The sequence below is a fragment of the Amycolatopsis sp. cg13 genome, assembly GCF_041346965.1.
In the GTDB taxonomy this organism is placed as follows: Bacteria; Actinomycetota; Actinomycetes; order Mycobacteriales; family Pseudonocardiaceae; genus Amycolatopsis.
Genome location: NZ_CP166848.1, coordinates 4,374,634 through 4,396,908, shown reverse-complemented (window position 1 = coordinate 4,396,908; position 22,275 = coordinate 4,374,634). Strand labels below are relative to the sequence as shown.

The window sequence follows — 22,275 nt, the reverse complement described above, 5'->3', positions numbered from 1 at the left end:
CGGAGCGGTGCATGAGCGCTGCCGAGATCTACCGGGAGCTGACCACTGGCTCGGGAGCGGGCTCGCTGGGCGATACCCAGCGTGCCGCTTCCCAGTTGAGCGATCATCTCCTCGACCTCGCCACGAGGGTCGGGACGCTGGCCGCCTACCAGCGCGAGGCATGGCAGGGCGAGGCCGCGAACGAGGCTTCGGCGAATTCGTGCACCCCGCTGATCGAGACCGCCGCGGAGGACTCGGCGCGGCTGGGCGCGGTCCACGTCATCGCCAATGAGCAACTGTCGGCGTTCCAGAACGCCAAGAACAGCGTGAAACCGGTGGCTGCGCAAGAACCGGGCTTCACCGACGAGGACGTTATCGCTCTCCTGAACGGGAACGGGCAGAAATACACCGACCGAGTAACGCAATGGCAAGCGGATTCGCAGCACAATGTGCAGGTATTCAGCGGATACAGTGCGACCAGCGGATCGAATAACGGCCGGGTGCCCGCGAAGTACGCGGAATTGCGGGACACCGGGGCGCAGATCACCCTTGCCAGTGCCGAAGATCCGGCCCAACCCGGCCAGCAGCGCAGCGGCGGCCAGGGCAGCGGGCCGCACCGTCCGCCGTCGTCCGGACCGGGGCCGGTCGAGCGCGGTCCGGATCCGAGTCCGGCGCCCGGCCCGGGGCCTGGCCCGACGCCGACGCCAGGTCCTGTTCCGACGCCAGGTCCAGTTCGTCATCCGGGCGACCAGCCGCCAGTCCAGCAGCCGCCGGGATGGCAGGTCCCGCCCGAACGCGACGACGAGCGCGTCGAGAAGCAGTCGTGGCCGCCGGTCCCGCCGCGCCTTCAGCCGGTTCCGTCGCCGAGTCCGATCAGCCTCGGGCAAGGCGACGGAACCGGTGGCCACGGCAGCGCGTTCGGCCCGCTGGGCTATTCGCCGGGCGGCATGGGTTCGGGTCCGGTGAGCCTCCGCGGCGGGGCGGGTGCCGAAAGCGAACCGGGAGGTCGTTCCGGCGCCAGGGTGCTGGGCGAGTCCGCGCCCGCGCGCGGCGGTGCGGCCGGGGCTCCGGGATCGGCTGGGAAGAACGCGGCCTCGATGGCCGGCCCCCTGGGCGGCAAAGGCGGGAAAGGCGGGAAAGGCGAAGAGGACAAGGAAAAGAAGGCCGCGCCCTACCTGCGGGAAGCCGACCCGGACGCGGTGTTCGGCGGCAATGAGGCGAAGCCGGTCCCGCCGGTCATCGGCGATCGCCCGCAGAGATAGCGCACAGTCCAGGGGGAGGGGACGACGGTGCCGTTCGCGCGCACGACGGAAATTACGCTGAGTACTCTGCTGAGCGCATTTAGTGAAGTCAAGCTGAATGACCCGCACCCGCTGTTCGGCTTCGGCACGATGCACGTGCCGGAGTCGCTGGCGGGCGAGTTCGCCGAGGAGGCTCGCGACGAGCTGCTCCGGCTGGGACTTCTCGACGGTAGCCGCGTGTCCGACGAGTTCGAGGACGCGCTGTACACGCTCGCGCAGCCGGACACGGAGTATGTGGCTCGGGTCGACAATCAGGGCGAGCAGTACAGCGTGTTCGTGGGGGTTCGTGGACGGGGTGTGGTCACCGCGGTTCATGACGGGGCTCGGGTGCTGGTGACGACCTCGGACGGCCGCGAGTCGCCAGCCGTCGCTCTCGTGGCGCGTCTTCCCCAGTTCCGCCCGGCGAAACTGGGCTTGATTTCGCTGTCGCAACACGAATTCCGTGGCGAGGACAGCGACTTCCCCGACGAGCGCAGCCGCGCCGCGCGGACCGTCGACGAACTGCTCAACCGGCCTGCTTTTGGGCGTGGCGAGATCAACGTGTCGGTTCGCGGGGCGGGGCGGAGCAGGCGGGTCGCCGACGGAGTCCTGACTTATCGCGACCTCAGCGATGGCCGGGTCGCGTTCGAGGTCTCCGGGGCCGAGCAGAGCCGATACATCACGGTTGTCGCCGGGGACGACCAGATGCTTGCCCAGCGAGTGGCCGCGCTTCGCGTCAGTATCGACGGGTGACCTACCACTACCATTGACACGGCAGGTCCGCTCTGATGACCGTCGGCCCGCCGACCGGGCTCACGACGGTGATCACGCCGTCGATGGTCGCCGCTCGGTCGGCCAGCCCGGCGAGCCCGCCGCCAGGGCGAACCTCGGCGCCGCCGTGGCCGTTGTCGGTGATTTCGGTGATGACGTGCGTGTCCGAACGCCACACCTTCACCGTCGCCTCGGTCGCGCCGGAGTGCTTGGCGATGTTGGTGAGGGTCTCGCCGACGATGAAGTACGCCGTGGTCTCGACCGCGGCGGGCGGCCGGGGCTCGACGTTGACGTGCACGTCCACCGGGATCGGCGACTTCGCGGCCTGCGCGGACAGAGCCGCGTCGAGACCGCGGTCGCCGAGCACGGCGGGGTAGATGCCGCGGGCGAGGTCGCGCAGCTCGGAAACGGCGAGCTTGGCGTCCGAATGGGCCTCGTCGATCAGGTCGCGCACCGCGTTCGGGTCGTTGTCGAACTTCGACTTCGCCCGGCCGAGGCTCATCGCGACGGCCACGAGCCGCTGCTGCGCGCCATCGTGCAGATCCCGCTCGATCCGGCGGCGCTCGGCCTCCGCGGCGTCCACGCCACGAGCCCGCGACGCCTGCAGGTGCTCAGCCTTCTTTTCGAGCTTCTTCGTGCGGTTCGGGCCCAGCATCGACAGCGCCAGGTTGCCGTGCAGCCAGCCCAGCCACGGCGTCACCCAGATCGCCATCGGCAGCAGCACGATCGACGCGATCGCGATCGGCAATTCGACGATCGACATCGGGAACGCGACCATCAGGTACGCCAGGTCGCGCCAGGTCGTCGGGTCGGACAGCCGGGTCAGCCAGCGGCGGGTCAGCGACTGCCCCTCCAGCGGAAGCCGCTCGACCGGTGTCAGCGGGGTGCCGAGCATCCGGCGCGCCCAGCGGCGTTCGAGGTCGCCTGACCAGCGGATGAACCCGGTGACGGCCAGCAGGATCGGGAAGCCGATCCAGATGATCAGCGTTCCCGTGCCGACCGTGCCGCCGACCACGATGAGGATGAACTGCAGCAGCCGCAGGAAGAACGACGGGATCATGTACGCGATCGTGCGGGCCGGATGCGGACGGGGGTGCTCCGGAGGCGGGTCTTGCGAAGTCATCCGGCCACCGTGATCCCGTCGATCTCGTTCCACGAGCGCTCCATGCGACGCCGCTGGGCGACCGTGGGCCGCAGCAGCCCGGTCGCGAACGCCGCGTGCAGCGCCGCCAGCCCCTTAGTCAGGGCCACGGCGATCGCGGCGAACAGCACCCCCAGCGCCGCCCACGGCAGCGCGGTCACCGTCGAGTCGACGACGAACCAAGGCACATCGTAGCTCGGGAAGGCGTAGACGCCGTCCGGAAGGAAGCGGTAGTAGATCGGCAGCGTGACCAGGCCCAAGCTGACCGCCCACACCGTCACGACCAGCACGAACTCCACCAGGCCGAGCGGGAAGAGCAGGAACAGGTAGGACAGGTCGCGCCAGGTCGCCGGGTCCTTCAGCCGGGTCAGCCAGCGCTGCTTCTGCCCCGTCGGCGGCAGCGGCAGATAGGGGTCGTCGACATACACGTCCAGCAGAGCGAACACGCGCCCCCGCTCGACCCGGCCCGCGGTCCGCGTGAACAGGATGAGCAGCGCGAGCAGCGGTACGCCGAGCCACACGACGAGCGTCCCGAAGCCGGCGGAGGCGAGCGTCACGATCAGCGTGAACGAGAGGATGCCGATGGGCAGGTTGAGCAGCAGATAAGCCAGCGCCCCGCCCAACGGCGGAGTGCGGCGCCCAAAACTGCGACCGGCGGGCACGGTGACCATGGCGGGGCTCCCTCACTGCGGAAACTGACCTGCTCAGCATGGCCGGGCGCGTGCCGGGCAACCAGGGGGCGAGCGGGCATCTTCGGGGTGGGGACAGCCCTACCCCATGCCGGAATTATCGGGTTGCCGCGCGGGTTATGATGGTGAGGTTACAAGCACCTACAAGGGGGTGAACGGTTTCGACTCTGGACGTTGAATCAAGGGAAGCGTGCCGGTGCAGGCGAGAGACCACCGCAAGCGTCATCGCAACCTAATAAGCGCCAAGGCCAATAGCCAGCGCGACTTCGCTCTCGCTGCCTGATCGCAGTAGAGCAAGTCTGTCGGCCCGGGGTCGCCTCCGACCCGGTCGCCGGCATCAGCTAGGAGGCTTACCGCCAGTCCCGGCCACGGGGCCTGGTAGGGAAGCAAACAGTGGCTGGGCTCGTCACTTCAGCTTGTTCGCGTGACTGAAGGAGCCAAGCAGAGACATAGCGGACTGCGCACGGAGAAGCCTTGAGGAGGCGCTAGAGGACCCGGGTTCAATTCCCGGCACCTCCACTCGACTGTCGGCACCTGATTCACGGGATCAGGTGCCGACAGTCGTTTTTGCTCCGCAGTGCTGTCGCGGCGGGTATCGAAATGCCATTTGCGGCCGTCTGGCGGGAAGATCTCCTCGGAGTGCAGAGCGTAGATGTTCTCGTCGTCTTCGCCGTCCTCGAAGTCGATTGCCTCGTCGATCTCCCAACTGATCGCACCCTGCTCGAAAATCAAGTGCCGGGCGAGGTCGTCTGCCGGGCAGCTGGTCACGTTCCTCTCGGCATGTTCGCCAGAGACCTGAGGTCTTCCTTGATGCCGTCGATTGTTTAGTCGCAGCCCAGCGCGAACGTTCGAGCGCAGGCTTTTCCGAGCACAGCGGCCATCGGTTGCCTTGCTCGTGACGTCGCCAAGATTCGCTGTCCACTCCCGCGGCGGCGGCGGCTTGCTCAATGGTCAGGTTGAGTTCTTCACGGCGTGCGCGGATTTCGTGCCCAGCTCCGCGCTGCTTGCTTGCGTGTTTGGCTTGAAGGGGATCTCACTCCGGCCGGTTGCCGCCGATGTGCGTAGTGAGCGTGGCGGCTGTCGCGGCGACGGCTTCGGCTAGGTCGGGGAAGGTTTCTTCGCAGGGACGGTCCTCTGGGCAAAGATGGCGCAGCGTCACGCTGATCGCAGCCATCGGCCTGGAACCGTGGTCGAACACTGGCGCGGCGACAGACGCGAAGCCAGCCGTCACGTGACCGTCTTCCACTGACCAGCCCAGGCGGCGTTCGGCGGCCAAGGTGCGACGTAGCGCGGCCAGCGAATTGGGCCCGCGCGGAGTGCGCAGGACGAATGACGCGGCGGCCGGGAACAGGGCACGGACGTGGGCGGCGGGCAGGTGTTGCAGCATCGCGCGGCCGGAGGCGGTCAGGTGTGCGGGCAGGCGTACGCCGACGTCGGTGACCAGCGTTTCCGGGCGGGCGGGGCGTTCCTTGATCAGGTACAGCGATTCGTTGCCGTGCAGGACGCCGAGGTGTGCGGTGTGGCCGATGCGGTCGACCAGTTTGCGCAGCAGCGGTCCGGCAAGGCGCTCCAGCGGGTCGTGGCGCAGGTAGGCCGAGCCGAGTTCGAAGGCTGCGATGCCGAGGCCGTAGCGGCGTTCGGCGGGCAGGTGGGTGACGAAACCGGCTGCGGTCAGTTCGTTGAGCAGGTGATACGTCGTCGACCGGGGCAGGTCGAGGTCTCGGGCGATGGCGGCGGCTGAGACTGGGCCCGCGTGGCCGGCCAGCAGGCGCAGGACGGAGAGGCCGTTGCGCAGGGCTGGCACGTCGGAACTGCTCACGGTCTCCTCCTTAAGAAAAGGCGCGAGGGGACCCCTCGCACCGCCCAGACGGAGTATGAGGGGTCCCTTCGCTCCGGTAGCCGAGGCTCTCGCCACGTGTTGTCTTGTATCCCAGACACTACCGCCAACTCCGCACTGTCGCCGGAGCCCGCCGGGAGGTGCAATGGCGGCATGCCGGAACCAGTCCTCCTGAGCTCGAAGCCGATGACCGCGGCGCAGGTCGTCGACGTCGTCCGCGGGCACGCGCACGTCGGGCTCGCCGAGGCGGTCGAGAAGAACCTCGCCGCCACTCGCCAGCACATCGAAGACCTCGCCGACGCCACGTCGCCGACCTACGGGGTCTCGACCGGGTTCGGCGCGCTCGCCACGCGCCACATTCCCGTCGAGAGCCGCACGGCGCTGCAGCGCAGCCTGATCCGTTCGCACGCCGCGGGCGCCGGGCCGGCGGTGGAGCCGGAGGTCGTGCGCGCCTTGATGCTGCTGCGCTTGCGCACGCTGGCCAGCGGCTACACCGGCGTGCGGCCGCAGACGGCGCAAACGCTTGCGGCGCTGCTCAACGCGGACATCACGCCGGTCGTGCACGAGTACGGCTCGCTCGGCTGCTCCGGCGACCTCGCGCCGCTGGCGGCGGTCGCGCTGGCGCTGATGGGCGAGGGCGAGGTGTTCCACGCGGGCGAGCGCAAGCCCGCCGCGGACGCGTTGCGGGCGGCCGGGATCACGCCGGTCGTGCTGGCCGAGAAGGAGGGCCTCGCGCTCACCAACGGCACCGACGGCATGCTCGGCATGCTGCTGCTCGCCGCCGCCGATCTGCACCGGCTGCTGGACGTCGCGGACCTCACCGCGGCGATGAGCGTCGAGGCGCTGCTGGGCACCGACCGCGCGTTCGCCGCTGATCTGCAGGCGTTGCGGCCGCACCCGGGGCAGGCGACCAGTGCGGCGCGGATGTTCGCGGCGCTGCAGGGATCGAAGATCGTGGAAAGCCACCGCGGTCCGGACTGCAACCGCGTGCAGGACGCGTACTCGCTGCGGTGCGCGCCGCAGGTGCACGGTGCCGCGCGGGACACGCTGACGCACGCGGAACTGGTCGCGGAGCGGGAACTCTGGTCCGCTGTGGACAATCCGGTGGTGCTGGCCGACGGCCGGGTGGAGTCGAACGGCAACTTCCACGGCGCGCCGGTCGCGTACGTGCTCGACTTCCTCGCGGTGCCGGTGGCGGACGTGGCGAGCATCGCCGAACGCCGCACCGACCGGATGCTCGACCAGGCCCGCTCGCACGGGCTGCCGCCGTTCCTCGCGTACGACCCCGGCGTCGACTCCGGGCACATGATCGCGCAGTACACGCAGGCCGCCGTGGTCAGCGAGCTCAAGCGGCTCGCGGTGCCCGCCTCGGTCGACTCGATCCCGAGCAGCGCGATGCAGGAGGACCACGTCTCGATGGGCTGGTCCGCCGCGCGCAAGCTGCGCAAGGCGGTCGACGGCCTGACCACCGTTCTTGCCGTCGAACTGCTCACCGCGGCCCGCGCGCTCGATTTCCGCGCGCCGCTGCAGCCTTCGCCGGTCACCGGACGCGTCCGGGACCTGCTGCGCACCAAGGTTGAGGGTCCTGGCCCCGACCGTCACCTGGCGCCCGAGATCGCGGCCGCCGAAGAACTCGTGCGGTCGGGCGCTGTCCTGGCCGCGGCCGAACTGGAGGCCTGAGCATGACAAGCACCGCCCGTACCGTCCGCGCCGCCCGGGGCACCTCGCTCACCGCGAAGAACTGGCAGACCGAGGCCGCGCTGCGGATGTTCCACAACAACCTCGACCCCGAGGTCGCCGAGCGGCCCGACGATCTGGTCGTCTACGGCGGCACCGGCCGCGCCGCGCGCAACTGGGCGAGCTTCGACGCGATCACCCGCGAGCTGACCGCGCTGGAGCAGGACGAGACGCTGCTGGTCCAGTCCGGCAAGCCGGTCGGCGTGTTCCGCACCCACGAGTGGGCGCCGCGGGTGCTGATCGCGAACTCGAACCTGGTGGGCGACTGGGCGACCTGGCCGGAGTTCCGCCGGCTCGAGCAGCAGGGCCTCACCATGTACGGGCAGATGACCGCCGGTTCGTGGATTTACATTGGTACGCAAGGCATTCTGCAGGGAACCTACGAAACGTTCGCCGCGGTGGCGAAGAAGCGCTTCGGCGGAACCCTGCGCGGCACGCTCACCGTCACCGCCGGGCTCGGCGGCATGGGCGGCGCGCAGCCGCTGGCGGTCACGATGAACGACGGTGTGGCGTTGTGCATCGAGGTCGACGCCCAGCGCGCACACCGCCGCGTCGAGCACCGGTACCTCGACGAGGTGGCCGACGACCTGGACGACGCGATCCGGCGCGTCACCGCGGCGAAGAAGGAACGGCGTCCGCTGTCCGTCGGCGTCGTCGGCAACGCCGCCGAGCTACTGCCGGAGCTGTTGCGCCGCGACGTCGAGGTGGACATCGTCACCGACCAGACCTCTGCGCACGACCCGCTGTCCTACCTGCCCAAGGGCATCAGCGTGGACGACTGGCAGGACTACGCGGCGAAGAAGCCGGACGAGTTCACCGACCGGGCGCGCGAGTCGATGGCCGACCACGTCGACGCGATGCTCGGGTTCCTCGACCGCGGCGCCGAGGTATTCGACTACGGCAACTCCCTGCGCGGCGAAGCGAAACTCGGCGGCTGCGAGCGCGCGTTCGACTTCCCCGGCTTCGTGCCCGCCTACATCCGGCCGCTGTTCTGCGAGGGCAACGGACCGTTCCGCTGGGCCGCGCTGTCCGGTGACCCAGAGGACATCGCCGCGACCGACCGCGCGATGCTCGAGCTGTTCCCGGAGAACGAGTCGCTGGCGCGCTGGATCAAGATGGCCGGTGAGCGGGTCGCGTTCCAAGGCCTGCCCGCCCGGATCTGCTGGCTCGGCTACGGCGAACGGCACCTGGCCGGCCTGCGCTTCAACGAGATGGTGGCCAGCGGCGAGCTGAAGGCCCCGGTCGTGATCGGCCGCGACCACCTCGACTCGGGCAGCGTCGCCTCGCCGTACCGCGAGACCGAGGGCATGGCCGACGGTTCCGACGCGATCGCCGACTGGCCGCTGCTCAACGCGCTCGTCAACACCTCGTCCGGCGCGAGCTGGGTGTCCATCCACCACGGCGGCGGGGTCGGCATGGGCCGGTCCATCCACGCCGGGCAGGTGTCCGTCGCGGACGGCACGCCGCTGGCGGCGCAGAAGCTGGAGCGGGTGCTCACGAACGACCCGGGCATGGGCGTCATCCGGCACGTCGACGCCGGGTACGACCGTGCGGCCGAGGTCGCCGACGAGCGCGGCGTGCGGGTGCCGATGCGGGAGCAGGCGTGACCGCATCCGGGTTGCTCGGCGAGATCGCCGACGTCGGGCGCGACGCCCGGCGCGGCGGTTACTCGCGGCACGCGTTCGACGCGCCGGAGCACGACCTGCGCACGTGGTTCGTCGAACGGGCGCAGCAGCTGGGCCTTGACGTCGAGACCGATCGCAACGGCAACCTGTGGGCGTGGTGGGGCGCTCCCGGCGCGAACGCGGTCGTCACCGGCAGCCACCTGGACTCGGTTCCGGGCGGCGGCGCGTTTGACGGGCCGCTCGGCGTCGTGAGTGCGCTGGCGGCAGTGGAAGCGTTGCAGACCAAGGGGTTCCGTCCGAACAAGCCGTGCGCGGTGGTCGTGTTCGCCGAGGAGGAGGGCGGGCGCTTCGGCGTGCCGTGTCTCGGCTCGCGGCTGCTCACCGGGACGATCGACGCGGACCGGGCCCGGGTGTTGCGGGATCCGTCCGGCGTCACGTTCGCCGAGGCTGCGGCGAAGGCCGGGCTGGACGTCGACCGGGTCGGCGCGGATCCGGACCGGCTCGGGCTGATCGGGCAGTTCCTGGAACTGCACGTCGAACAGGGCAGGGGGCTGATCGACCTCGGATCGCCGGTGGCGGTCGGCAACACGGTGATCGCACACGGCCGCTGGCGATTCTCGTTCACTGGCCAGGGAAACCACGCGGGTGCGACGTTGCTCGCGGACCGCGTCGATCCGATGTTGCCCGCTGCTGAGACCGTGGTGGCGGTGCGGCGGCTGGCGCAGAAGTTGTCGGACGCTCGGGCGACGGTGGGGCGGCTCGTGCCCACGCCGGGCGGGACGAACGTGATTGCGTCCACTGTGGACCTGTGGCTGGACGCGCGGGTGCCGGGTACCTCGACGCCGGAGCTGGTCGAGGAGATCACCCGGGCGGCGCAGGACGCTGCTGAAGCGGAGGGGTGTCAGCTCGCGGTCACGCGCGAGTCGTACTCCGACGACGTGGTGTTCGACGAGTCGCTGCGGCGGTCGCTGGGGGAGTGGCTGGGCGCTCCGCCCGAGCTGCCCACCGGTGCCGGGCACGACGCGGCGATTCTGGCGGGATTCGTGCCGTCCGGAATGCTGTACGTCCGCAATCCGACCGGGATCAGCCACGCGCCAGAGGAATTCGCCGAGGCAGACGACGTCGAGGCCGGTGCGAGGGCGCTCGCCGAGGTGCTGGAGCGGCTCGCGAGATGACCACATACTGGTGCGAACGGGCCTGGCTGCCCGAGGGCGTCGCGGACGCGGTCCGGATCGAGATCGCCGACGGCCGGATCGTTTCGGTGACCGCCAACGCGGAGAAGTCCGGAACTGTCCTCAATGGACTGACCCTGCCCGGGTTCGCCAACGGGCACTCGCACGCGTTCCACCGCGCGCTGCGAGGCCGGACGCACCACGAGCGGGGCACGTTCTGGACGTGGCGGGAGCGGATGTACTCGCTCGCCGCCCGGCTCGATCCGGATTCGTACTACCGGCTCGCTCGCGGCGTCTACGCGGAGATGGTGCTGGCGGGGTACACGAGCGTCGCCGAGTTCCACTATCTGCACCACGGTCCGGGCGGCAAACCGTACGCGTCGCCCAACGCCATGGGCGACGCGCTGCGACAGGCCGCGCGGGACGCCGGGATCCGGATGACCCTGCTCGACACCTGTTATCTCGCGGGCGGCATCGGCGTGCCGCCGGACGAGGTGCAGCAGCGGTTTTCGGACGGTTCCGCCGAGAACTGGGCGGAACGCGTTGCGCTGCTGAAGGAAGACGACCTGTTCCGCGTCGGCGGGGCGATCCACTCCGTGCGCGCGGTGCCGGAGTACGAGCTGCCGCAGGTGGACAGTGCGGTGCCGAAGGACCGGCCGTTGCACATCCACCTGTCCGAACAGCGCGCGGAGAACGAGCAGTGCGAGGCCGCGTACCGCTGGACGCCGACCGGGTTGCTCTGGGATTACGGCGTGCTCGGCGAGCGGCTCACCGCAGTCCACGCGACGCACCTGACCGAGCAGGACATCAAGTGGCTGGGCGAATCGCGGAGCGGCGCGTGCTTCTGCCCGACCACCGAACGGGACCTCGGCGACGGCATCGGGCCAGCGCGGAGTCTGCTCGACGCGGGCGCGCGGCTCGGCATCGGGAGCGACAGCAACGCGGTGGTCGACGCATTCGAGGAGACCCGGGCGCTGGAGTTGGACGACCGGCTCGCCAGCGAGGAACGCGGCCGGTTCACCGCGGAAGAACTGCTTGCCGCTGGGACCGAGCACATCTCCGCGGGTTGGCCGGAGACCGGCACTCTCGCGGCTGGCGCTGGAGCCGACCTGGTCACCGTCGCGATGGACACCGTGCGTACGGCCGGGATCGAACCGTCCGGCGTGCTGTTCGCCGCTGCGGCCGCGGATGTCCGTACCGTGGTGGTGGCCGGGCGGGAAGTGGTGCGCGACGGCGCGCACGTGCTGATCGAACGACCGGAAACCTTACTGGCCAAGGAGATCGAGGCGCTGTGGCAGTTCTGATCACCGGAATCGGCGAGCTCACCACGAACGACCCGGAGCTGGGCAAGCTCCGCGACGCCGCGCTGGTGCTCGACGGCGAGAGCGTCGCGTGGGCGGGCCCGGCCGCGCAGGCTCCGGACGCCGACGAGCGCGTGGACGTCGAGGGCCGTGCTGTGCTGCCCGGGTGGGTGGACAGCCACACCCACCTCGTGTTCGCGGGCGATCGCACCGCCGAGTTCGAGGCGCGGATGGCCGGACAGGCTTACGCGGCAGGCGGAATCGCGGTCACCGTCGATGCGACGCGGGCGGCTTCGGACGAGCAGCTGGCGGCGAATCTCCGTCGACATGTCGAGGAAGCGGCTGCGCAGGGCACCACCTGCCTGGAGACGAAGACCGGGTACGGCCTCAATGTCGCGGACGAGACTCGGTCGGCGCGGATCGCCGGCGAGGTCGCGGACGAGGTGACCTTCCTCGGGGCCCACCTCGTGCCGCCGGGAGCCGACGCGGAGTCCTATGTGGACTTGGTGTGCGGCGAGATGCTGGACGCGGTCGCGCCGCACGTGCGGTGGGCCGACGTGTTCTGCGAGACCGGTGCGTTCGACGAGGCGCAGTCGGCGCGGGTGCTCAAGGCGGCGGCGGAACGTGGGCTCGGGCTGCGCGTGCACGGCAATCAGCTCGGTGAGGGTCCGGGCGTGCGGCTGGCAGTGGAGCTGGACGCGGCGAGCGTCGACCACTGCACGTACCTGAGCGATGCCGACGTCGAGGCGCTCGCGTCGTCCAACACTGTCGCGACGGTGTTGCCCGCGTGCGATTTGTCCACGCGGCAGTCGCTCGCTCCGGCGCGGCGGCTGCTCGACGCTGGCGCGACGGTCGCGTTGGCCAGCAACGCGAATCCGGGCAGTTCGTACACCACGTCGATGGCGTTCTGCGTGACGACAGCGGTGCTGCAGATGCGGATGACCGTCGACGAGGCCGTGTGGTCGGCGACCGCCGGTGGTGCGCGGGCGCTTCGCCGCGAGGACGTCGGGTATCTGCGGCCGGGTGCGCGGGCGGATGTGCACGTACTCGACGCTCCGTCCACCACGCATCTCGCTTATCGGCCCGGGGTCCCGTTGACCCACTCGGTGTGGCGGAAAGGGGCAAGGCTGCGTTAATCAGGGTGGCGACGGCGTCCGCGGCTGCGCTAACGTGAAAGGGAACAGGACGCGCGAAAGACCATTGTCCGGTATGGGTTAGGCTGGACGAACCATTCGCTCTGTTTCCAAGTGCCCCGCGCGGGCCAGCCCAGTGCGTCCCTCTCGAACCAGAATTTGGTACGGAAGGGACTTCGCTGATGGCGAATAACGCTGCCACCGACGGCACCGGCGCTGGCAATGGTGCCGCAGACAACACGGTGCTCGTGATCGGAGCCGGACTCGGCGGGCTGTGTCTCGCGCAGGGGCTGCGCAAAGCCGGTATCCCGTGCGAGGTCTACGAACGAGACTCCGCGCTGGACGCGCGCCGCCAGGGCTATCGGCTGCACATCGATTCCCGCGGCGACCAGGCGTTGCGCGATGTGCTCCCGCCGCACCTGCACGAGCTGTTCCGGGCCACGTCGGGTCAGCCGCGCAACGTCACCTCGATTTACGACAGCCAGCTGAAGCCGGTCACCGAGTTCGTGCTGGACGACGGCGACGTCCAGCGCAACGTCAACCGGTTCACCCTCCGGGAGATTCTGTTCGAGGGGCTCGGCAACGTCCACTTCGGCAAAGAGTTCGTCCGGTACGAAACGCACGAGAACGGCGTGATCGCGCACTTCGCCGACGGGACGCAGGCGCGCGGCGCGGTTCTCGTCGGCGCGGACGGCGTGAATTCGCCGGTACGCCGCCAATATCTTCCGCACGCACAAGTCGTCGACACCGGATTGCGCCAGCTGTATGGGAAGATCCCGCTCACCGAGGCGAACCGGGAGCTCTTCGACCCGGCCATGTTCTCGGTGTTCAACATTATTTCCGGGCCGGGCAAGGCGATGATCGGAGTCGCGCCGGTCGACTATCCGGAGCCGATCCCCGACGCGTGCGCGCGGCTCGCGCCCGGTGTGCGGCTCAGCCCCGACAACTCGTACATGACCTGCGCTTTCGGTGCCCGCCAAGAGATCTTCGGGCTGACCGACGACGAACTCCGCGCGCTGTCCGGGGACGAGATGCACAAGCTCGTGCTCGACCGGGTCTCCGGCTGGCATCCGAAGGTGCGCCGGATCGTCGAAAGCTGGGTCCCGGAAACGATATTCCTCGTCTCGATCCGGACCAGCGTGCCGATCGGGCCGTGGGAGCCGTCGCGGGTCAGCCTGGTCGGCGACGCGATCCACGCGATGAGCCCGGCCGCCGGGGCCGGGGCGAACACCGCGATGCGTGACGGCGCCGCCCTCGCCGCCGCGTTGAGCAGCGGCCATCCCGACGCGATCGGGGAATACGAGACGGAAATGCGCCGGTACGGATTCGCCGCGGTGCGCGAGTCCGCGGCCAATGGGGCACAGCATCTGGGACAGAACCCGTTGCCGGAAATATCCTTAAAGACCGTTTCGTAAAGAGCCGTGAGAAGGGCGCGGGGGCAGAGTTCCTGCCCTCGCGCTCAGCCCTGCGCGCGGTCGCGAACCATCGGGGCAACGATGAAAAAGGACCAGCAGGTGAACAGCGGAAAACCAGCGACGGCCGCAAGATCTCGTTCATTTAGAGTTCAACTACTGGCCACTCGCTGAGGGATCTGGAGACACCGTCCGCGTCGGTACCGTCATTCCCGCAGGACACTCCGAACTGGAGAGCGGGCATGGACTTTTCTCTCATCGTCCTGGTGGTGATCGTCGCGGCACTGGCCTTCGACTTCACCAACGGGTTCCACGACACGGCCAACGCCATGGCCACTTCCATCGCGACCGGCGCGCTGAAGCCCCGGGTCGCGGTCGCGATCTCGGCGGTATTGAATCTCGTCGGCGCCTTTCTTTCGATTGAGGTCGCGAAAACCATTTCCGGCGGGATCGTCGACGACACCAAGGTCACGCCGGTGGTGATTTTCGCCGGATTAGTCGGGGCCATCGTCTGGAATCTCGTGACGTGGCTGGTCGGCCTGCCCTCGAGTTCGTCGCACGCGCTCTTCGGCGGATTGATCGGGGCGACCTGGATCGCGTCCGGCGCGGACGCCGTGCACTTCGCGAAGGTCGTCGAAAAGGTGCTGATCCCGGCGATCGCGTCGCCGGTGGTGGCGGGTGTCGTCGCGATCGTCGGCACGTTCCTCGTCTACCGGATCACCGCTAAGTCCCGGCAAGACGTCGTCGGCAAGGGCTTCAAGACCGGCCAGGTGCTTTCGGCCAGCCTGGTTTCGCTCGCGCACGGCACCAACGACGCGCAGAAGACGATGGGCGTCATCACGCTCGCGCTGATCGCGGGCGGTTCGCTCGCGCCCGGGTCGAACCCGCCGGTGTGGGTCATCCTCGCCTCTGGCGCGGCGATCGCGCTCGGCACCTACTTCGGCGGCTGGCGGATCATCCAGACCATGGGCAAGAAGCTCACCGAAATCCAGACGCCGCAAGGGTTCGCCGCGGAGACGAGTTCCGCGGCGGTCATCCTGGCCTCGTCGCACCTCGGCTTCGCGCTGTCGACCACGCACGTCACTTCCGGCGGCATCATCGGTTCCGGGCTCGGCCGGAAACTCGCCGAGGTCCGCTGGGGCGTCGCGGGCAAAATGGTGATCGCCTGGGCGCTCACGCTGCCCGCCGCCGCGATCGTCGGGGCCATCGCCGCCGCGGTTTCCACGCGCGGCAGCTGGGGCACCGTCCTCGTCGGCGGCGTCGGAGTGCTGCTCGCGCTGGGCATCTGGCTCGCGTCGCGGCGCAACCCGGTCACGCCGGCCACTGTCAACAACGAGCCGGAGGCCGCCGAGGCTGCCCCGGTCGCGGCCTGAGGGAGCACGAGATGGCGATCAACTGGGGTGCCCTCGGCATCGTTTTCGTGGTGGCTTTGGCCGCGGTGGTCGTGCTCACCGGGCTGTTCGCGTACGGCGTGCGCGGACTGTCCGAACGCGTGACGGCCCGAGCGCACGGCGGCAGCGGCACAGTTCAGCTGACCGGTGCGGTGGTGTGTTTCGCGGTTTGTGCCGCGGTGATCGGGTATGGGATCTATCTGATCGTGGCCTAGGCGAGCGCCGCCTCGGCGCGGGTTCGTAGTTCTTCCGGAAGCTCGTCGAGCAGCGGTCGTACCGTTGCCCGGCGAGTTTCGTTTAGGTGGGCCAGGACGTCCAGCGCCGGTGCCCACAGCGTCTCGTCCGCTGCTGCGGTCCGGACCAATCCGGGGAGCCGGTCGTTGCCGAGCAGGGCGAGGACGTGGTCGATCCGGCTCCGGTCGTCCAGCACGTACGCGGTCTGCAGGAGACCTGCGTCGTCCAGCAGACCGACGCAGCGGCGGACTGTGTCGTCCGGCAGGTGGCCGACGAATCGGCCCAGCGTGATCCAGTCCTCGCGGCGGGTCAGTTCCTCGGCGACTGCCACGACCGTCTGCACCGGGATCCGCGTGATGATCGACGTCGCGCGCCGCGGGTCCAGTTCCGCCGCGACTGAGGCGAGGAACTTCGGCGACAGCCGCTTCGCGACGTCGACGCCGCGTGACACGTCGACCAGACCGGCGATCCGCGCGCACAACAGCGGGCCGAACACCTTCTCCGCGATCTTCGCGGTCACCGCCGCCGGGAGCAGTTTGCTCGCCAGCGCCATCCGCTCCAGCACGACGAGGTTCGCGTCGAACAGCGTGGTCGTCATCTGCTCGCGCAGCAGCCGCACCTCGCCCTGGTCGACGTCGGCGAGGTAGTCGAGCCGGGCGGGGTCGACGTCGAGCACTCGGGCGAGCTTGAGGATTTCGGGGTTCACAGGCCGACCGCTTTCCGCACCGCGCCGCGCAGCAACGCCGGCACGTACTTCAGGCTTTCCTCACCCGCGCGGGCGAGCGCCTGCGCCTGCCGGTGCCGGGCGTCGCGCAGCGCCGCTGCCAGATCCTGTTTGTGCTGCTCAGGCAGGGTTTCGATGCCGTCCGGCGGCGGAGCGCCGAGCTGCTCGGCCAGGGTGCGTTCAGCCATGGTGACCCATCATGCCTCACGATCCCGACCTTGACTTTCGGCAGTGGTGACGAATCGGGCGGCCCTTGTAGCGTCAGCGGAATGAAGGAGGCGACGCGGTTCCGCTGGCGCGTGGCGTTCGACGTGCTGCTCTGGGCCGCGCTGTGCGGGTTCGTCCTGCTCGACGCGCCGAACAGCCCGAACGCCTGGGAGCTCGCCTACGGCCTGACGTCGGTCACCGTGGCGATGGCGACTGCCCGGGTGTACCCGGCGGTGGCGCTGGTGGTGGCGATGGCGACGGCGATCGTCATCGCGTTCGGCTGGGGCGGCCGGGTCGCGGTGTGGGAGTTCTTCCTGATCGTCGTGATCTCCTACCTGGCCGGCCTGCGGCTGGCCAGGGCGCGCGTGGCGATGATCAGCTTTTTCGCCATCGCGGTGGCCGGGATCCCGCTCGCTCTCCTGCCCACGTCGAGCTTCGACGCGTGGGGCGCGGTGCTCGGCACGCTTGCGTTCGCCGGGGTCGCGCCGTGTCTGCTCGGGCGGCACGTGCGGCTGCGGCGCGAACTCGCGCAGGACGGGTGGCGGCGCGCTGAGGAGATGGAGAGCAGGCACCGGCTCGTCGCGCAGGAAGCGCGGTTGCGGGAACGAGCCAGGATCGCCAGCGACATGCACGATTCGCTCGGCCACGAGCTGAGCCTGATCGCGGTGCGCGCGGCGGCGCTGGAGGTCGACAGCGAACTCGGCGACAAGCAACGCGAAGCCGCCGGACAGCTCCGGGCGGGCGCGGCGACGGCGACGGAACGGCTGCGCGAGATCATCGGGGTGCTGCGCGAGGACGCCGCGCCGGTCGAGCCGGTGCAGGGCGATCTGGGGGAACTGATCGACCGCGCGCGGGCGTCGGGGATCGAGATCGGCGCGCGGCTCGGCAGTCTCGACAACGCGCCGCCGATGGTCGCGCGGGCGGTCTACCGCGTCGTGCAGGAAGCGCTCACGAACGCGGCGAAGTACGCGCCTGGCGCAGCCGTTTCGATCGACGTGACCAGCACGAACGAGGCGACCGACGTCCGGGTCCGAAACGCGCCGCCGCCCGCCGGGCCGTTGCCCGTCCGGTCCGGGAAGCGGGGGTTGATCGGCCTGCACGAGCGGGTGCGGCTGGTCGGCGGGAGCCTGACCGCGGGTCCGGCGGACGGCGGATTCGAGGTGGCGGCGCGGCTGCCGCACGACGCCGCGCCCGCGCCGGAGCAGGACGACGGAATCGGGCAGGCCGCGCGCGAGCTGGAACGCGCCCGCCGCGCCGTCCGGTCGAGCCTGGTGCAGGCGATCGTGGTGCCGCTGGGGCTGTTCGGCGTGGTCATCGGCGGCGCCGGGGTGGCGTTCCTGGCCCAGTGGTCGTCGTCGGAGCTGCCGCCGGACTCGTACGAGCGGATCCAGCTCGGCATGCCGCATTCGGCGGTCGAGCCGATGCTGCCCTCGCGCCAGCGCACGACGCTTCCGGCGATCAATGTGCCGCCGCAGCCTTATCGAAGCACCTGCGAGTACTACGGAGCCGGCCGGAGCTGGCTCAACTTCAACCACGCCGTATACCGGCTGTGCTTTGTGGACGGTCTGGTGGCGAGCAAAGACCTTTACAGTGAGGACGAACCGTGATCCGCGTACTGCTGGCCGACGACGAAGCGATGATCCGCGCCGGCGTGGCCGCGATTCTGGCCTCGGACAAGGAAATCGAGGTCGTGGCCGAGGCCGCGGACGGACGGGCGGCGATCGAACTGGCGCGCGCGAACCGGCCGGACGTCGCGCTGCTCGACATCCGCATGCCCGGCCTCGACGGGCTCGCCGCGGCCGAGGAAATCCGCAAACTGCTGCCGGACACCGGCGTTCTCATGCTGACGACGTTCGGCGAGGACGAGTACATCGAACGCGCGCTCGGCCTCGGCGCGAGCGGATTCCTGCTCAAGGCGGGCGATCCGCGCGAACTGCTGGCCGGAGTGCACGCGGTGGCCGACGGCGCGGCTTTCCTGTCGCCGAAGGTCGCGCACCGGGTGATCACGCGGTTGTCCGGCAGCCGGTTCAGCCGGGCCGCGACCGCGCGCGAGCGGGTGAACGTGCTGACGAACCGGGAACGGGAAGTGCTGGTGCTGCTGGCCGAGGGACTGTCCAATGCGGACATCGCGGCGCGGATGTTCGTGGTGGAGGGCACGGTGAAGGCGCACGTGAGCACGATCCTCACCCGGTTGGACGTGCGCAATCGGGTGCAGGCCGCGATCACGGCTTTTGAAGCGGGGCTGGTGTAAGCCTCGGCGGTTGCCAGCGGCTGATGCTGGCACCGATCCGGGTGGTTACCGAGGCTGGCAGCAGCCGGGTGAATGTCGCCCGAAGCGCGACCGCCGCCGGGTTGCGGAGGAGCGGTCCGCTGGCACCGGCCTGGATTGACGCCTTCGCGACCTTCTGCGTGCGCGGGCGACGTTCAGCGTCGTAACGGCGGAGTGCTTCGTCCACTGTGGACTCCTGCGCGTGGGAAGCCAGCACCACCGCGTCCTCCAGCGCCTGGCAGCCGCCTTGCCCGAGGAACGGCGGCATCGCGTGCGCCGCGTCGCCGAGGAGTGCGATGCGGCCGCGGACGTAACTGGGCAGCGGTGTCGCCAGGTGATGCGTGTCGTGGAGCAGGATTTCCGGAGTGGCGTCAATGAGCTGCGGGATCGGTTCGTGCCAGCGACCGTACTTCTCGCGCAGGTAAGCGCGGATGTCTTCGTGGCGGATCCCGGCCGGGCGGGCTTCCGAGACCCACCAGTACACCTCGTCGTCCAGCAACGGCAGGACGCCGATTTCGATCCCGGCCGCCCACGTCGTGCTCAGCGTGGGCTTCAGCGGCAGCTTGGCGATACCGCGGAACGCCGCGCCACCGCTGTACTCCACGCGCGCGGCCGGGAAAAGCGCCTGCCGGGTCGGGCTGTTGATTCCGTCGGCGGCCACGACCAGGTCGGCGTCGATCGAGCCGGAAGCATGGTGCACCACGCCGTTTTGCTCGACACTCGTAACTTCGATCCCGGTCTTCAAGCACGAGTCTGGCAACGCTGACCGCAGCGTTTCGATCAGGTTAGCCCGGTGGATCGCGCCGAGCGGCAACCCGTGGCTGCGCACGAAGAGGTCGGCGTCCCATCGCGCCAGCCGACGCCCGCGCCAGTCGACCAGCCCGCCGCCGCGCTGAGCCGAGATCCGGGGCTTGACGCCCAACTCGGACAACGCCCGCTGCGCGTTGGGCCACAACGAGATTCCCGCGCCGATGGCGGTGAGTTCTGGTGCCCGTTCGAGCACCGTGACCTCCCACCCGACGCGGCGCAATCCGATCGCCGCAGCCAGTCCGCCGATGCCGCCCCCGACCACGACCGCGCGTCGCGAAGCCATGTCCGACCTCCTCTACGTCTGTAGAGGACTCTACACCTGTAGTGTCCTGGGAGTGGAACGGATAGCTGTGATCGGCGACGCAGCCGTCGAGGTGATCGCGGCCGAGGGCATGCGCGGGCTGACTCACCGCGCTGTCGACCGGGCGGCCGGGCTGCCCGCTGGCTCGACGTCGTACTACGCGCGCACCCGCGTCGCGCTGCTGGAACTGGCCGCGGACCGGATGGTCGCGCTGGACCAGGCTGAAGTCGCGCCGCCAGAGGGGGAACTCGCGGAGTTCCTGGGCGCGATGGTGTACAGGTCGATCACCGTGGGCCGCACCAGAATGCTCGCGCGCTACGAGTTCGCGCTGGAATCGGTTCGACGGCCGGAGTTGCGCGCTCGATACGACGCTGGCGGGCTGGAATTGCGCCGCCGATGTGCGGAAGTGCTTGCCGCGGCTGGTTCCCCGACGCCGGAGGACCACACCCGCGTGCTCATCGGGTGGCTCGATGGATCGATTTTCGACGCGCTGGCGGGCACGGGCTCCGTCAACCCGCCGGCCGAAGCCGATCTGGTCCAGGGAGCCCGTGCCGTACTCGCCGGATTGGGATTGCCGCAGGCCTGAATCAAGCGTCGCGACGGTTCAGCAACGCCGTCCCGGCACCGATTCCGGCGACCGCCCAGACGAGGCAGACCAGCACACCGACCCAAGGCCCGTACGGCGGCAAGCTGCCGAACATCGGGTTCACGTCGCCGGGCGGCACCATCGCGTTGATCCCCGCGAAGGCCGGGAAGTAGTCCATCGCGCCGGGAAGCACGTACGACGACATCAGCATCGGCAATGGCAGCAGCAGCACGATCACCACCACCAGCGTGCCCGCCGCGCTGCGCAGCACGAACGAAATCCCCAGGCACAGCACGCCGAGCAGCGCGAAATACGCTCCCATGCCCAGCGCGGTGATCGCCCCCTGCGACAGCGACGTGGAACCCCCAGCTCCACGCATCAGCACCGAGGCGACCCCCATGCCAAGAACGGCAACGACTACGCCGTAAACGAAAAGCACCGGCACCAGCACCGCCGCCTTGGCCGCGGTGACCCGAGCCCGCACCGGAACCCATTGCAGCGTCGAGCGAATCGACCCACTGGTGTACTCGCTGGTCACGAACAACGTCGCGACCGCGAGCACGCAGAACTCGACCAGGTAGATCGCCCCGGAGTTGACAATGCCGTGCGCGGTCTGCTGCCGCTCGTCCCCGGCGTGCTGGGAAATCCCCGAGACGACTGAGAAGAACGCCATCAGCAGCACGCCGCCGATCAGCGACAACCACGTCGCTCGCACCGACCAGAACTTCGTCCACTCCGCCGAAATCGCCAGCTTCGTCATGCCGTAACCCCGTATTCCACCGATCCGGCAGTCAGTTCCATATACGCCTGCTCGAGCGAAGCGGTCCGCTCGGCGAGCCCGTGCAGCCGGACGCCCAGTTCGTAAGCCAGATCCCCGATCTCGGCCACGCTCGCGTCGTCGATGAGCAGTTCGCTGTCCTCCCCGGGCGCCACCGTCCGGCCGTTCCCCCGGAGCCAGTCCGCGAGTTTCGCGCGCTCGGCCGGATCCGGCACGTGCACCGCGACCGATCGGCTCGAGTTGCCCGCGATGAAGTCGCCGATCGCCGCGTCGGCGAGGATCGAACCCTTGCCGATGACCAGCAGCCGATCCGCGGTCAGCTGCATCTCGCTCATCAGATGGCTGGACACGAAGACCGTGCGGCCTTCGGAAGCGAGCGAACGCATCAGCTGCCGCACCCAGCGGACCCCGTCCGGGTCGAGGCCGTTGACCGGCTCGTCGAACATCAGCACTCCCGGGTCGCCGAGCAGTGCGCCGGCGATGCCGAGCCGCTGGCTCATGCCGAGCGAGAATGTCCCGGCGCGCTTGCCCGCGACGTCGCTCAGCCCGACCGTCGCGAGCACTTCTTCTACGCGGCTTGCGGGGATTCCGTTGCTGCGCGCCATCGCGAGCAGATGTTTGCCCGCACTGCGTCCAGGATGCATGGCCTTCGCATCCAGCAGTGCGCCGACCTCGCGCAGCGGAAACCGCAGTTCTGCATACGGTTTCCCGCGGATCAGCGCGTCGCCGGACTCCGGCCGGTCGAGGCCGACGGTCATCCGCATAGTGGTGGACTTGCCCGCGCCGTTCGGGCCGAGGAACCCGGTCACCGTGCCCGTCTCGATGACCGAGGTGAGGCCGTTGACCACCGTTTTCTGGCCGTAGCGCTTCGTCAATCCGCGAAACGTGATCATAGGGC

General features: G+C 69.5%; 21 protein-coding genes and 1 other RNA gene. 14 read left to right on the top strand and 8 right to left on the bottom strand.

The features are described 5' to 3' along the window. Nucleotides 1–11: 11 nt before the first annotated feature. Nucleotides 12–1,241, top strand: a complete 1,230-nt coding sequence (locus AB5I40_RS20080; RefSeq protein WP_370940072.1) for a hypothetical protein — start codon at nucleotides 12–14, stop codon at nucleotides 1,239–1,241. Between the two features lie 27 nt (nucleotides 1,242–1,268). Then, entirely contained in the window at nucleotides 1,269–2,012 is a 744-nt protein-coding gene (locus tag AB5I40_RS20075; RefSeq protein ID WP_370940071.1) for an ESX secretion-associated protein EspG, read from the top strand. Nucleotides 2,013–2,019: 7 nt separating this feature from the next. Here the strand turns inward: AB5I40_RS20075 and AB5I40_RS20070 are convergent, their stop codons facing one another. Further along, a complete protein-coding gene (locus AB5I40_RS20070) occupies nucleotides 2,020–3,153 on the bottom strand; it encodes a sensor histidine kinase (protein ID WP_370940070.1) in 1,134 nt (377 codons plus the stop codon). Further along, nucleotides 3,150–3,842: a sensor domain-containing protein gene (locus AB5I40_RS20065; RefSeq protein ID WP_370940069.1), complete on the bottom strand. Its 693-nt coding sequence runs from the start codon at nucleotides 3,840–3,842 to the stop codon at nucleotides 3,150–3,152. Before AB5I40_RS20065 ends, AB5I40_RS20070 begins: the two co-directional genes overlap by 4 nt. Before the next feature lie 165 nt (nucleotides 3,843–4,007). On the opposite strand from AB5I40_RS20065, the gene ssrA reads away from it, so the two are divergent. Continuing rightward, nucleotides 4,008–4,382, top strand: a transfer-messenger RNA (tmRNA) gene (gene ssrA / locus AB5I40_RS20060). Nucleotides 4,383–4,893: 511 nt separating this feature from the next. Here the strand turns inward: ssrA and AB5I40_RS20055 are convergent. Then, entirely contained in the window at nucleotides 4,894–5,679 is a 786-nt protein-coding gene (locus AB5I40_RS20055; RefSeq protein WP_370940068.1) for an IclR family transcriptional regulator, read from the bottom strand. A 171-nt stretch (nucleotides 5,680–5,850) separates the two neighbouring features. Between AB5I40_RS20055 and hutH the strand changes: the two genes are divergently transcribed. The 8 genes from hutH (at nucleotide 5,851) to AB5I40_RS20015 (ending at nucleotide 15,683) form a co-directional block, all read left to right on the top strand. Further along, nucleotides 5,851–7,377 (top strand): histidine ammonia-lyase, encoded by a 1,527-nt coding sequence (gene hutH / locus AB5I40_RS20050; RefSeq protein ID WP_370940067.1) that lies wholly within the window; start codon nucleotides 5,851–5,853, stop codon nucleotides 7,375–7,377. Between the two features lie 2 nt (nucleotides 7,378–7,379). After that, a complete protein-coding gene (hutU, locus tag AB5I40_RS20045; protein ID WP_370940066.1) occupies nucleotides 7,380–9,041 on the top strand; it encodes a urocanate hydratase in 1,662 nt (553 codons plus the stop codon). Then, a complete protein-coding gene (locus AB5I40_RS20040; RefSeq protein WP_370940065.1) occupies nucleotides 9,038–10,234 on the top strand; it encodes an allantoate amidohydrolase in 1,197 nt (398 codons plus the stop codon). The genes hutU and AB5I40_RS20040 overlap by 4 nt, the downstream gene beginning before the upstream one ends. Continuing rightward, complete coding sequence (locus AB5I40_RS20035; RefSeq protein WP_370940064.1) at nucleotides 10,231–11,535, top strand: formimidoylglutamate deiminase; 1,305 nt, start codon at nucleotides 10,231–10,233, stop codon at nucleotides 11,533–11,535. The genes AB5I40_RS20040 and AB5I40_RS20035 overlap by 4 nt, the downstream gene beginning before the upstream one ends. Beyond that, nucleotides 11,523–12,668, top strand: a complete 1,146-nt coding sequence (gene hutI / locus AB5I40_RS20030; protein WP_370940063.1) for an imidazolonepropionase — start codon at nucleotides 11,523–11,525, stop codon at nucleotides 12,666–12,668. The genes AB5I40_RS20035 and hutI overlap by 13 nt, the downstream gene beginning before the upstream one ends. A gap of 179 nt (nucleotides 12,669–12,847) precedes the next feature. Beyond that, complete coding sequence (locus AB5I40_RS20025) at nucleotides 12,848–14,080, top strand: FAD-dependent oxidoreductase (RefSeq protein WP_370940062.1); 1,233 nt, start codon at nucleotides 12,848–12,850, stop codon at nucleotides 14,078–14,080. 239 nt (nucleotides 14,081–14,319) lie between these two features. Next, a complete protein-coding gene (locus tag AB5I40_RS20020) occupies nucleotides 14,320–15,450 on the top strand; it encodes an anion permease (RefSeq protein WP_370940061.1) in 1,131 nt (376 codons plus the stop codon). A gap of 11 nt (nucleotides 15,451–15,461) precedes the next feature. After that, complete coding sequence (locus AB5I40_RS20015) at nucleotides 15,462–15,683, top strand: hypothetical protein (protein WP_370940060.1); 222 nt, start codon at nucleotides 15,462–15,464, stop codon at nucleotides 15,681–15,683. On the opposite strand, the gene AB5I40_RS20010 is transcribed toward AB5I40_RS20015, so the two are convergent. Continuing rightward, complete coding sequence (locus AB5I40_RS20010; RefSeq protein ID WP_370940059.1) at nucleotides 15,680–16,408, bottom strand: hypothetical protein; 729 nt, start codon at nucleotides 16,406–16,408, stop codon at nucleotides 15,680–15,682. The two genes, AB5I40_RS20015 and AB5I40_RS20010, sit on opposite strands and share 4 nt — an antisense overlap. Beyond that, nucleotides 16,405–16,614, bottom strand: coding sequence for a hypothetical protein (locus AB5I40_RS20005; RefSeq protein ID WP_370940058.1), 210 nt, complete (start codon nucleotides 16,612–16,614; stop codon nucleotides 16,405–16,407). Before AB5I40_RS20005 ends, AB5I40_RS20010 begins: the two co-directional genes overlap by 4 nt. Nucleotides 16,615–16,695: 81 nt before the next feature. Between AB5I40_RS20005 and AB5I40_RS20000 the strand changes: the two genes are divergently transcribed. Together AB5I40_RS20000 and AB5I40_RS19995 are read left to right on the top strand one after the other, a co-directional pair. Then, the gene (locus AB5I40_RS20000) at nucleotides 16,696–18,240 is read left to right on the top strand and encodes a sensor histidine kinase (RefSeq protein WP_370940057.1); all 1,545 of its coding nucleotides are present in this window, start codon (nucleotides 16,696–16,698) and stop codon (nucleotides 18,238–18,240) included. Beyond that, a complete protein-coding gene (locus AB5I40_RS19995) occupies nucleotides 18,237–18,884 on the top strand; it encodes a response regulator transcription factor (RefSeq protein WP_354748339.1) in 648 nt (215 codons plus the stop codon). The genes AB5I40_RS20000 and AB5I40_RS19995 overlap by 4 nt, the downstream gene beginning before the upstream one ends. Here the strand turns inward: AB5I40_RS19995 and AB5I40_RS19990 are convergent. Further along, nucleotides 18,856–19,995, bottom strand: coding sequence for an FAD-dependent monooxygenase (locus AB5I40_RS19990; protein ID WP_370940056.1), 1,140 nt, complete (start codon nucleotides 19,993–19,995; stop codon nucleotides 18,856–18,858). The two genes, AB5I40_RS19995 and AB5I40_RS19990, sit on opposite strands and share 29 nt — an antisense overlap. 52 nt (nucleotides 19,996–20,047) lie before the next feature. On the opposite strand from AB5I40_RS19990, the gene AB5I40_RS19985 reads away from it, so the two are divergent. Continuing rightward, on the top strand, nucleotides 20,048–20,599 hold the full coding sequence (locus tag AB5I40_RS19985; protein ID WP_370940055.1) for a TetR/AcrR family transcriptional regulator: 552 nt from the start codon (nucleotides 20,048–20,050) through the stop codon (nucleotides 20,597–20,599). Between the two features lies 1 nt (nucleotide 20,600). On the opposite strand, the gene AB5I40_RS19980 is transcribed toward AB5I40_RS19985, so the two are convergent. Then, complete coding sequence (locus tag AB5I40_RS19980; protein ID WP_370940054.1) at nucleotides 20,601–21,359, bottom strand: ABC transporter permease; 759 nt, start codon at nucleotides 21,357–21,359, stop codon at nucleotides 20,601–20,603. Then, a complete protein-coding gene (locus AB5I40_RS19975) occupies nucleotides 21,356–22,270 on the bottom strand; it encodes an ATP-binding cassette domain-containing protein (protein WP_370940053.1) in 915 nt (304 codons plus the stop codon). Before AB5I40_RS19975 ends, AB5I40_RS19980 begins: the two co-directional genes overlap by 4 nt. Between the last annotated feature and the right edge of the window lie 5 nt (nucleotides 22,271–22,275).

Excerpts from the sequence above, each read along its gene's own strand:
- AB5I40_RS20000 (WP_370940057.1), top strand. The coding sequence starts at position 16,696 with ATGAAGGAGGCGACGCGGTTCCGCTGGCGCGTGGCGTTCGACGTGCTG.
- hutH (WP_370940067.1), top strand. The coding sequence starts at position 5,851 with ATGCCGGAACCAGTCCTCCTGAGCTCGAAGCCGATGACCGCGGCGCAG.
- AB5I40_RS20070 (WP_370940070.1), bottom strand. The coding sequence starts at position 3,153 with ATGACTTCGCAAGACCCGCCTCCGGAGCACCCCCGTCCGCATCCGGCC.
- AB5I40_RS20035 (WP_370940064.1), top strand. The coding sequence starts at position 10,231 with ATGACCACATACTGGTGCGAACGGGCCTGGCTGCCCGAGGGCGTCGCG.
- AB5I40_RS20080 (WP_370940072.1), top strand. The coding sequence starts at position 12 with ATGAGCGCTGCCGAGATCTACCGGGAGCTGACCACTGGCTCGGGAGCG.
- AB5I40_RS20020 (WP_370940061.1), top strand. The coding sequence starts at position 14,320 with ATGGACTTTTCTCTCATCGTCCTGGTGGTGATCGTCGCGGCACTGGCC.
- AB5I40_RS19975 (WP_370940053.1), bottom strand. The coding sequence starts at position 22,270 with ATGATCACGTTTCGCGGATTGACGAAGCGCTACGGCCAGAAAACGGTG.
- AB5I40_RS19980 (WP_370940054.1), bottom strand. The coding sequence starts at position 21,359 with ATGACGAAGCTGGCGATTTCGGCGGAGTGGACGAAGTTCTGGTCGGTG.
- AB5I40_RS20065 (WP_370940069.1), bottom strand. The coding sequence starts at position 3,842 with ATGGTCACCGTGCCCGCCGGTCGCAGTTTTGGGCGCCGCACTCCGCCG.
- AB5I40_RS20025 (WP_370940062.1), top strand. The coding sequence starts at position 12,848 with ATGGCGAATAACGCTGCCACCGACGGCACCGGCGCTGGCAATGGTGCC.
- AB5I40_RS20015 (WP_370940060.1), top strand. The coding sequence starts at position 15,462 with ATGGCGATCAACTGGGGTGCCCTCGGCATCGTTTTCGTGGTGGCTTTG.
- hutU (WP_370940066.1), top strand. The coding sequence starts at position 7,380 with ATGACAAGCACCGCCCGTACCGTCCGCGCCGCCCGGGGCACCTCGCTC.
- AB5I40_RS20005 (WP_370940058.1), bottom strand. The coding sequence starts at position 16,614 with ATGGCTGAACGCACCCTGGCCGAGCAGCTCGGCGCTCCGCCGCCGGAC.
- AB5I40_RS19990 (WP_370940056.1), bottom strand. The coding sequence starts at position 19,995 with ATGGCTTCGCGACGCGCGGTCGTGGTCGGGGGCGGCATCGGCGGACTG.